The organism is Cereibacter johrii (assembly GCF_001720585.1).
Classification (GTDB): Bacteria; Pseudomonadota; Alphaproteobacteria; order Rhodobacterales; family Rhodobacteraceae; genus Cereibacter_A; species Cereibacter_A johrii.
Genome location: NZ_MABH01000129.1, coordinates 1 through 9,422 on the forward strand (window position 1 = coordinate 1; position 9,422 = coordinate 9,422).

Annotated in this window: 8 protein-coding genes and 1 pseudogene; 4 read left to right on the forward strand and 5 right to left on the reverse strand. The window is 68.4% G+C overall.

Annotated elements, in window-relative coordinates:
* A pseudogene (locus tag A9O63_RS10310) lies at positions 1 to 236 on the reverse strand (AMP-binding protein); the annotation flags it as partial.
* An 8-nt stretch (positions 237 to 244) separates the two neighbouring features.
* On the reverse strand, positions 245 to 991 hold the full coding sequence (locus A9O63_RS10315; protein WP_015923224.1) for a FadR/GntR family transcriptional regulator: 747 nt from the start codon (positions 989 to 991) through the stop codon (positions 245 to 247).
* Positions 992 to 1,154: 163 nt separating this feature from the next.
* On the opposite strand from A9O63_RS10315, the gene A9O63_RS10320 reads away from it, so the two are divergent.
* The 4 genes from A9O63_RS10320 (at position 1,155) to A9O63_RS10335 (ending at position 4,998) form a co-directional block, all read left to right on the forward strand.
* The gene (locus A9O63_RS10320) at positions 1,155 to 2,186 is read left to right on the forward strand and encodes an ABC transporter substrate-binding protein (RefSeq protein ID WP_069331852.1); all 1,032 of its coding nucleotides are present in this window, start codon (positions 1,155 to 1,157) and stop codon (positions 2,184 to 2,186) included.
* Between the two features lie 93 nt (positions 2,187 to 2,279).
* Entirely contained in the window at positions 2,280 to 3,323 is a 1,044-nt protein-coding gene (locus A9O63_RS10325; protein ID WP_069331853.1) for an ABC transporter ATP-binding protein, read from the forward strand.
* Positions 3,320 to 4,195 (forward strand): ABC transporter permease, encoded by an 876-nt coding sequence (locus A9O63_RS10330; RefSeq protein WP_069331854.1) that lies wholly within the window; start codon positions 3,320 to 3,322, stop codon positions 4,193 to 4,195. Before A9O63_RS10325 ends, A9O63_RS10330 begins: the two co-directional genes overlap by 4 nt.
* Positions 4,192 to 4,998 (forward strand): ABC transporter permease, encoded by an 807-nt coding sequence (locus tag A9O63_RS10335; protein WP_069331855.1) that lies wholly within the window; start codon positions 4,192 to 4,194, stop codon positions 4,996 to 4,998. The genes A9O63_RS10330 and A9O63_RS10335 overlap by 4 nt, the downstream gene beginning before the upstream one ends.
* Positions 4,999 to 5,306: 308 nt before the next feature.
* On the opposite strand, the gene A9O63_RS10340 is transcribed toward A9O63_RS10335, so the two are convergent.
* The 3 genes from A9O63_RS10340 to A9O63_RS10350 form a co-directional block, all read right to left on the reverse strand.
* A complete protein-coding gene (locus A9O63_RS10340; RefSeq protein ID WP_069331856.1) occupies positions 5,307 to 7,097 on the reverse strand; it encodes a thiamine pyrophosphate-binding protein in 1,791 nt (596 codons plus the stop codon).
* Between the two features lie 315 nt (positions 7,098 to 7,412).
* Positions 7,413 to 9,137 (reverse strand): ABC transporter substrate-binding protein, encoded by a 1,725-nt coding sequence (locus A9O63_RS10345; RefSeq protein ID WP_069331857.1) that lies wholly within the window; start codon positions 9,135 to 9,137, stop codon positions 7,413 to 7,415.
* 58 nt (positions 9,138 to 9,195) lie between these two features.
* Positions 9,196 to 9,420, reverse strand: coding sequence for a DUF2160 domain-containing protein (locus A9O63_RS10350; RefSeq protein WP_069331858.1), 225 nt, complete (start codon positions 9,418 to 9,420; stop codon positions 9,196 to 9,198).
* Positions 9,421 to 9,422 lie beyond the last annotated feature (2 nt).

A 9,422-nucleotide genomic window follows, 5' to 3' on the forward strand; every position in this document is an offset into this window, starting at 1 on the left:
GCCGCGAGCCGCCCGTGCAGCCGCCGCGCCTCGAGAAGCGCCTCGCCATAGCGGAGGCCGGCCCGTCCTCCCGCCCCGTCTGGCGCGGTCATCAGCATCCGGTCCGGCGCGACCCGCGCCCAGTGGCGCAGCTTGCAGGCGATGTCGCTCTCGGCGCCGAGCAGCGTCTGATCCGTCGTCAGCCGCAGGGCTCCGTCCTCCCGCCGGTCGACCTGCAGCCGCGCGCCCGGTGCCATGCCCTCCGTCATCCGTCGACGCAGCTGGTCTGACGGGCTGCGCGCTCTTCCACCGCCCGGTTGTAGACGCCGCTCTGATATTCGATCAGCGTCTCGAAGGCCGCGACCGCCTCGGCCGCATCGCGCGCGAGAATGCCCGAGAAGATCCGCCGTTGCAGCGCCACCACCACGTCGCGCTGGCGGAACTGGAACGAGATCATGTTGGCGGCCGGGATCAGCGACTGGTTCACCATGACCATCACGAGCCGCAGCATCGCATTCGGGCTGGCCGCGGCCACCGCCTGATGGAACTCGACCTCGAGCCGGCAGAAATCCTCGTCCGAGATCTCGGTATGGTCGAGCTCCAGGAGCGCCGCCTCGATCCGCTTGTGATCCGCGCGGTCGGCGTGCTGGCAGGCGGCCTCAATGCAGAGCCGCCCGAGGCTGCGCCGCGTCTCGACGATGTCCGTCAGGCCCACGGCGCCCAGCGACACCAGCCAGTTCGTGGTCTCGTGCAGCGTCTGGGCGGCGATGTCGAGCGAGGGCGGATTGACGAAGACGCCCCCCTTCGGCCCGCGCTTCGAGCGGATGAGCTTCTTCGCCGCGAGGATCTTCATCGCCTCGCGCACCGTGGGTTGCGAGACGTCGAACCGCTCTGCCAGCTCGGCCTCGGAGGGCAGGCGCTCGGCCGCGCCGAGGCGCAGCTGCATGATGTCCTCCTGCAGGATGTCGGCGATCTGCCGGGCCAGGCCCTGACTGCGGTCGATGCTGTTCATTCTTCGTGATTCCTCCAACTCGTCCAAGGTAGCAGGCAATTGCCATATTGAAATATGGGAATGTTGACAAACGCCGCGATTCCATGTGAGCGTAAGAAAAAAGACATAATAACTCCATCCAACAGAACCGCCGTCACGAGCGGCCCAACCGGGAGCAACCGTCATGATCACTCGACGCCATCTGATGGCGAGCATCGGCGCATCCGCCCTCATGCTGCCGCTGGCGCGCCGCGCCATGGCGCAGCAGCCCTTCGTGATCCCGACCTACGGCGGGACCTGGGCGAAGCTCTGGGAAGAGACGCTGGTGCCCGAATTCACCTCGGCCACCGGCATCCAGAGCCAGATCGACGTGGGCCTCGGCAAGGATTTCGTCTCGAAGATCCGCGCCGGCGGCGGGGCTGCGCCCTATTCGGTCTTCATGGGCAACGAGAACATCGCGGCCACCCTGCGCGCCGAAGGCTTCTTCGAGCCGCTCGACATGTCGAAGATCCCCAACGCGGCCAACCTGTATGACGGCCTCATCAATACGGGCAACAACGGGCTGCGCGCCATCGTCTCGCCCATCGGGCTCGCCTGGCGGACCGACATGATCCAGACGCCGCCCAAGGCCTGGACCGACCTGTGGGAGAACCCGGAATATGCCGGGCAGATCGGCCTCTACCAGATCGGCAACACCGGGGCGCAGCTTTTCCTGCGGCTCGCGGGCCGGCTCTTCGGCTCGGGCGATACCGACATCGACACGGCCTTCACGAAGATCAAGGAGCTGCAGCCCTTCACCCAGGCCTCCTGGAGCGGCGAGGTTGCGGCCCAGCTCATGCGCGGCGACGTGGCGATCGCGCCCGTGGACTGGACCGAGATCCTGACGCTGCAGGACAAGGGCGCCCCGGTCGAGATCATCGTGCCCGAGGAAGGGGTGCTGTCCTACGAGCAGAGCTTCAACATCGTGAAGACCGGGCCCGACAAGGAAGCGGCGCACGCCTACATCAACTTCCTGCTCGACCCGAAGATCCAGTCGATCCTCGCGGACACGTTCTACGTCTCGCCCGCCAACCGCGAGGCCGTCATCAGCGAGGCAACCTCGCCGCGCCTGCCGGTGCAGGGCGAGGCCATGTCGAAGATCATCCGCTTCGAATGGGACAACTACATCGACGTCGCAGCCGAGGTCGCCGATCGCTGGAACCGCGAAATCGGCTGACGGCCGCCGCCGGCGCCGCTCCGCGCCGGCGGCCTCTCTCCGCCAGGTGCCGCCCTCCGGGGCTGCGCCCCCAGCGCCCCGGATCCCAGACGCATGACGACCCTCAGACTGGACAGGATCAACAAGTTCTACGGAACTCTGCACATCCTGAAGGACATCGACCTCGACATCGCGCAGGGCGAATTCATCTCGCTGCTCGGCCCCTCGGGCTGCGGCAAGACGACGACGCTGCGCTGCATCGCGGGCTTCGAGGCCGTGAGCGGCGGCAGCATCGCCTTCGGCGGGCGCGACATGACCCGGGCCATGCCCGAGCAGCGCGACCTCGGCATGGTGTTCCAGTCCTACGCGCTCTTCCCGCACATGACGGTGGCCGAGAACCTGTCCTTCGGGCTCGAGGTGCGCAAGATCGCGCCCGCCGACCGCGAACGCCGCATCGCCCAGACGCTCGAGATGGTGCGGCTCACCGGCTACGAGAAGCGCTTCCCGCGCGAGCTGTCGGGCGGCCAGCAGCAGCGCGTGGCGCTGGCGCGGGCGCTGGTGATCGAGCCCGCGGTCCTCCTCCTCGACGAGCCGCTGGCCAACCTCGACGCCAGCCTGCGCGACGACATGCGCTTCTTCATCCGCGACCTGCAGCAGCGGGTGGGGATCACCACGATCTATGTCACCCACGATCAGGGCGAGGCGCTGGTGATGTCGGACCGGATCGTCGTGATGAACCGGGGCGTGGTCGAGCAATGCGGCAGCCCGCGCGAGATCTACGAGCGGCCGCAGAGCCTGATGGTGGCCGATTTCATCGGCCAGTCGAACACGCTGACGGGACGCGTGACGGGCCGAGAGGGCGAACTCTATGTGATCGCAACCGAGGACGGGCCGCTCCGGACCCACGGTGCGCCCGGCCTTGCGGGCGAGGTGCGGGTGATGGTGCGCCCCGAGAACATCGGGACCGCGCCCGGCGACAATACGCTGAGGGGCCGCGTCGTGAAGACGACCTACCTCGGGGCCTCGTGCCTTCTGAACATCGAGACGGCGGCGGGCAGCCGCTTCACCACCCATGCCCCGGCCGACAGCCCGCTTGCACCCGGCTCCGAGGTCACGATGGGCTTTGCCGCGCACAAGGCCTGGGCCTTCGCGGCATGACGGAGGCGGTCCCCCTCGCGCCGCCGCGCCGCCTGCCGGTCTGGTGGATGATCCTGCCCGCGGTGGTGCTGCTCGGCGGCTTCCTGATCCTGCCCTATGCCTCGATCGTGGTGATGAGCTTCCGCGAAGCCTCGACCAGCGCGGTCTATGGCGACGGCTTCACCATCGGCCATTACACCGAGGTCATCACCGATCCCTTCGTCTGGGGCATCGTCTGGCGCACGGTGCGGACGGCGGCCATCGTCACGCTGGTGACGCTCCTCCTCGGCTATCCGGTGGCCTACCATCTGGCCCGCACGCGCAGCCGCTGGGCGAGCCTCCTCTATATCTGCGTGATCTCGCCGCTCCTCGTGGGGCTCGTGGTGCGCACCTTCGCCTGGCTCATCATCCTGTCGAACAGCGGCATGGCCAACAGCGCGCTGAAGGCCGCGGGGCTGATCGACCGGCCGATCCTGTTCCTGAACACGCCCCTGGGCGTGACGATCGCCCTCATCCATGTCTTTTTGCCCTTCGTGATCCTGCCGCTCCTCGGCAACCTTCAGGCCATCAACCCCGAGGTGGCGATGGCCGGCCGGTCGCTCGGCGCCTCGCGGATGCGCACCTTCTTCAAGGTCACGCTGCCGCTCTCGATGCCGGGGATCCAGGCGGGCGCCATCCTCGTCTTCGTCCTGTCCATGTCCGCCTATGTCACGCCGGCCATGCTCGGCGGCACGAAGGGGCGCACCATGGCCGTGCTGGTGGTGCAGTATCTCGTCGACAACTTCCGCTGGCCGGCGGGCGCGGCGCTCGCGATCTTCATGGCGGTGCTGACCGTGTCGATCATCGTCCTCTATCTGCGCCTGACCGCGCGTGCCATGCGGAGGCTGCCATGACCGGAGCGCGCAAGACCCTGTGGGACCACGTCTTCACCCTGCTGGTGGCGCTGATCTACATCTTCCTGATCGCGCCCATCCTGCTCGTGGTGCTGCTCTCCTTTTCGGGAGGCGAGTTCCTGGCCCTGCCGATGGAGGGCGTGTCGCTCCGCTGGTTCGAGGCGCTGTTCAGCAACAGCCGGTTCTACGAGGCGGCCGTCCATTCCTTCAGACTCGCGCTGGTCTCGGCGCTGGTCAACGGCGTCATCGGCACGCTGGCCGCGATCTATGTGATCCGCTTCGCGCCGGCGCATCTGACGAACCCGCTGCGCGTTCTGATGAGCGCGCCGCTGATGGTGCCCGAGATCCTGACCGCCATCGCGCTGCTGTTCTTCTTCTTCGAGGTGGGCGTGGGCAACCGCTGGTCGATGGCGATCCAGATCGGGCACATCCTCGTGACCTTCCCCTATGTCTTCCTGAACGTGGCCTCGGCTTTGTTCAACTTCGACCGGTCGCAGGAAGAGGCCGCGCGCAGTCTCGGCGCGAACGGCTGGCTCACCTTCCGCCGCGTGACGCTGCCCGCGATCAAGCCGGGGGTCATCACCGGCTGCCTCTTCGCCTTCGTGATCTCCTTCGACATCTTCAACATCTCGCTGCTGCTGAAGTCCGTGGGCAAGAACACCCTGCCGCTCGAGCTCTTCGACTATCTGCGCTACAATTTCGACCCGACCGCGGCGGCGGTGGCGACCGTCAGCATCGCGCTGACCTTCGTGGCCGTCCTGATCGTCGATGCCACGGTCGGATTGCGCTCGCTCAGGTTCTGACGCGCGTCCCGTGCCAAGCGGGGCATTGCCCCGGCCCGCGCCCGCGCTGCCCCGGCCCGCGCCCACGATGCGGCGAGGCCGCCCCTTGGGCTGACACATCGGCCATGTTTCAGGGACGCTGCACCGGACGGAGCTGTGCGTCGAGAACGTCCTGCGGAGGCCCGTCCTCCGGCGTGCCCGGCCCCCCGCCGAGGCAAGGCCCGCCATCCATGGCCCGCGGTCAGGCAAGGCCGCTTCGGGCACTTTCCGATGCTTGCCGCTGGAGGTCGTCACGGGCGCCGGGGGAGCGGCCGGCGCCCGTCCGGCGGCTAGAGGTCGGGCGAGACCTTCCAGTCGCGCAGCTTGTAGACCGTGCCGGGGCGCGGGCGCGGCTTCAACTCGGTCTCGCGCATCCGGCGCTTGAAGGAGTGGATCGGCGTGGCGCGGTCGTCGATGCGCACCTCGACCACCGAGGGCCCGTCATGGGCGAAGGCCGCATCGAGGGCCGCGGCGATGTCGTCGGGCTTCTCGACATAGATGCCCTTCAGCCCCAGCGCTTGGGCCGCCGCCGCATAGCCCGGCACCACGCTCTGGGTCTCGAGTTCGGCCGACTGCACGTTCTTGAAGAAGATCTCCTGCCAGAGCTGGATCCAGCCCAGCTTGCCGTTGTTGATGACGATGTTGACGATCCTCTGCCCGTATTGCGCCTGCGTCGCGAGCTCGCCGATCGTGTAGGAGAAGGCCCCGTCGCCGGCGAGCGTCACCACCCGTGCGCCGGCGGGCGCCACGGCGGCGGCCCCGATCGCGCCCGGCACCGAATAGCCGAGCCCGCCCTGACCGCGGGCGAAGACGAACTGCCGCCCCGGCCGCTTGGCGGGCAGGTAGCCCGCGATCCATCCCGCCGAGAAGGAGGCGTCCGAGACCACGATATCCTCCTCGCCCAGCCGCTTGCCGATCTCGGCCATGATGCGGGGCGGGATCACCGGGATCTGGTCCGAGGCCATCTCCTCGGCCTTGGCCGCCTCGCAGCGCTCCTTCACCTCGGCAATGCGGGCCATCCAGTCGGGATGGTGCCCGTTGCGCTCGCCCAGGGCCGCGTCGAGCGCCGCCACCGTCTCGCGCACGTCACCCAGAAGCGCCACCGTGGGGCGGAAGGTCCGCCCATGTTCGAGCGGGTCGAAGTCGATGGTGATGGTCGATTGCTCGGGCCGCGGCAGGGTCCAGTTCATGCCCGTGTTCTGGCTCACCTTCGAGCCGCACCAGATCACCAGATCGGCTTCCTGGATAAGCTCGATGGCCGCGGCGGAGCCCAGCGGATTGAGCACGCCCGCCGCATAGGGCCGCGTCTCGGGCACCGAGCCCTTGCCCGAGAGGCTGGTGCAGACGAGCCCGCCCAGACGGTCGGCGAAGGCGGTCACGCCCTCGGCTGCGTCCGAGCCATGCACGCCGCCGCCACAGACGAGGGCGGGCCGCTTCGCCTTGCGGATGAGATCCGCGGCCGCGGCGATCTCGGAGGCGGGCGGGACGCTCCGCAGGTAGGGGATGCGGCGGCTGCGGTCGTCGACCTTCACCGGCAGGATCTTCGGATCCCAGTCCGCGTCGAAGATGTCATGCGGGATGATGAGCGCGACCGGCCCGGGGCGCGGCGCGGTGGCGATGCGGAAGGCCGTGCGGATCAGCTCGGGCAGAGCCCAGATCGAGGGCACGAGGAAGGCTTCCTTCGAGCAGGTCTTGAAGAAGGAGAGCTGGTCGAAACCCTGGCTCGCGATGCCCTTTTCCTTCAGCGGCAGCCAGTCGAGCGGCAGTTCGCCGATGATCCCCACCATGGGGATCGAGGCGTTCAGCGCCTCGAGAAAGCCCGCGGGCAGGAGGTTCGCCCCGGGGCCCACCGTCACGTCGCAGACGCCGGGCTTGCCGGTCAGGCGGGCATAGGCGTCGGCGGCATAGGCCGCGTTGCGCTCGTCGCGCATGAGGATGTGGCGGATGCGGTCTGTCCGGCGCGAGATCCCGTCATGCAGGGCGGTGGTCTGCCCGCCGGGCATCCCGAACACATATTCGACGCCCGACTGGGCCAGCATCTCTGCCACGAGATCCCCGACATGGGGTGTCGCGTCGTTCATCTTGTCACTCCTGAGGCGTCGTCGGGCCGCTCGGGCCCCGGGGGGTGGCACCGGGCGCGGTGCGCGCCCGGGCAGAGGGTCTCGGGCAGCCTGCCCGGCGGTGCGGCCGCGTCACCTCCTGCGGGAGAGTCCCGCGGCCGCGGGGTCGTGGGGGATCGGGCTCCCGGAAGACGGGCCGCCGATCCTGTTCCGATGCGGCGGGCCTCCGGCGCGGAGGCCTGTCCCCTGTCTGTCGTGATCCCGGCTGCGGGTGCGCACGGCTCTTCCACCGTCGCCGGGGGTGGGTGGGGGCGGCGGCTGCCGCCCCCTGTCGTGTCAGCCCTGCTGCCAGGACTTGATGAGCTCGTCATAGGAGATGGTCTCGCCCTGGGGCTTCTCGTTCTCGAGCCGGGCCACCGGGGCGCCGGGGGCGTCGAGCCATTCCTGCGGGTCCTTCTCCTCGTTCAGCTTCGGGCCGAGATCGCCCTGCACGCCCGCGCGCTCGAGCCGGGCCAGCACCTTCTCCTGCTCGGCGCAGAGCGCGTCGAGCGCCTCCTGCGGCGACTTGGCGCCCGACATGGCGTCGCCGATGTTCTGCCACCAGAGCTGGGCGAGCTTGGGATAGTCCGGCACGTTCGTGCCCGTGGGCGACCACTGCACCCGGGCGGGCGAGCGGTAGAATTCCACCAGCCCGCCGAGCTTCGGCGCGCGGTCGGTGAAGCTCTGGTGCTGGATGGTGGATTCGCGCACGAAGGTCAGGCCCACATGGCTCTTCTTCACGTCGACCGTCTTCGAGGAGACGAACTGCGCATAGAGCCAGGCGGCCTTGGCCCGGTCGTCGGGGGTGGATTTCAGCAGCGTCCAGGAGCCCACGTCCTGGTAGCCCACCTTGGTGCCCTCCGACCAGTAGGCGCCGTGCGGCGAGGGGGCCATGCGCCATTTGGGCGTGCCGTCCTCGTTCATCACCGGCAGGCCCTCCTTGACCATGTCGGCGGTGAAGGCGGTGTACCAGAACATCTGCTGGGCCACCTCGCCCTGCGCCGGCACCGGGCCCGATTCCGAGAAGGTCATGCCGGCCGCCTGCGGCGGGGCGTATTTCTGCAGCCATTCGATCGATTTGGTGATCGCATAGACCGCGGCCGCATCGTTGGTGGCCCCGCCGCGCGCCACGCAGGAGCCCACGGGGCGCGAATTCTCGTCCACCCGGATGCCCCATTCGTCGACGGGCAGCCCGTTCGGATCGCCCTTGTCGCCCATGCCCGCCATCGACATCCAGGCATCGGTGTAGCGCCAGCCGAGGCTCGGGTCCTTCTTGCCGTAATCCATGCTGCCATAGGCGCTCTTCGGCCCGCCGAGCGCGCTCATGTCGCGCCCGGTGAAGAATTCGGCGATGTCCTCGTAGGCCGACCAGTTCAGCGGCACGCCCAGCTCGTAGCCGTATTTGGCCTTGAAATCGGCCTTGGTCTGGGCGTCGTCGAACCAGTCGGCGCGGAACCAGTAGAGGTTGGCGAACTGCTGGTCGGGCAGCTGGTAGAGCTCGCCGTCGGGCGCCGTGGTGAATTTCAGGCCGATGTAATCCTGCAGGTCGAGGCCGGGGTTGGTGACCTCCTTGCCCGCATTGGCCATCCAGTCGGTCAGGCTGCGCGCCTGCTGGTAGCGCCAGTGGGTGCCGATCAGGTCGCTGTCGTTGATATAGGCGTCGTAGATGTTCTCGCCCGACTGCATCTGGGTCTGCAGCTTCTCGACCACGTCGCCCTCGCCGATCAGGTCGTGGCTGATCCTGATGCCGGTGATGGCGGAGAAGGCGGGGGCGAGGACCTTGCTTTCATATTCGTGGGTGGTGATGGTCTCGGAGACGACCTTGATCTCCATCCCGGCGAAGGGCTGGGCCGCATCGATGAACCATTGCATCTCGGCTTCCTGCTCGGCGCGCGAGAGCGCGGAGAGATCCCCGATCTCGGCGTCGAGAAACTTTTTCGCGGCCTCCATGTCGGCCCAAGCGGGCGCGGCCACGGCCATCAGGCACAGGGCCATCGCGGTGGCGGTCGTTCGGTATCTCATGCAGGTCTCCTCCCAAAGACGTTGGACATTGGCCGGGCTCCCCCCCGGCACGGGTCGGTCACACCCAGCGGAAGACCGCCGCGGCGTAGATCAGGCAGAGCGCGAGCGCGCCCCAGAGCGGCGGCCCCATCAGCGCGAGCCAGCCCAGGCACAGGAAGGCCGAGCCCAGGAGCGAGATGAACAGCCGGTCCCCCCGCGTCGTCTCGATCCTGAGGATCCCCACACGCGGAACCTCCGGCCGCGCCACCGCAAGAACCGTCATCAGCACGAGAAGGCTGCCGATGG